The 544-nt window shown below is 54.2% G+C and carries 1 protein-coding gene; it reads right to left on the bottom strand.

All coding sequences use genetic code 11. The annotated features are described in order from the left end of the window. On the bottom strand, positions 1-544 hold a 544-nt coding region (locus H5164_RS19810), incomplete at both ends, for a fibronectin type III domain-containing protein (protein ID WP_182757383.1).

Below are 544 nucleotides of genomic sequence, written 5' to 3'. Positions count from 1 at the left end.
TGCCCGCAGCACTTTGAGCCGTGACACTAAAGGTATACGCCGTGCCATTAGTCAGCCCCAAGACTGTTAATGGTGAACCTGTACCACTCGCTGTCAAACCACCTGGGCTTGAGGTCACGGTATAAGCCGTAATCGCTGCGCCGCCAGTACTCACTGGCGCCGTGAAACTCACGCTGGCTTGAGCATCTCCTCTGGTAGCTGTACCTATACTTGGCGCACCCGCAACAACTGCATTGACAGAAAAGCTCTGGCTCACCTGAGCTGCCGCTAAATAGCTGGCGTTACCCGCCTGGTCGGCATTAATAGTACAGGTGCCAGTGGTGACAAAGCTCAAGGCACCGCCACTAGTGATAGTACACACTCCAGTGGTAGATGAGGTAAAACTGGGTGTTAAGCTTGAGCTAGCGCTGGCCGTTAATGTTGGTGTGGTGCCGAAGCTTTGTGCGCCTGGGTTAGGGAAAGTAATCGTTTGTGATCCTATCGGTGTCACACTATTAGAGGCATTCGACGCGGCACTGGTGCCCGCAGCACTTTGAGCCGTGAC

The organism is Shewanella sp. SG41-3 (assembly GCF_014164545.1).
Taxonomy (GTDB): domain Bacteria; phylum Pseudomonadota; class Gammaproteobacteria; order Enterobacterales; family Shewanellaceae; genus Shewanella; species Shewanella vesiculosa.
Note: the sequence above shows the minus strand (reverse complement) of the source record. Positions and strands in the feature narration are given on the sequence as shown.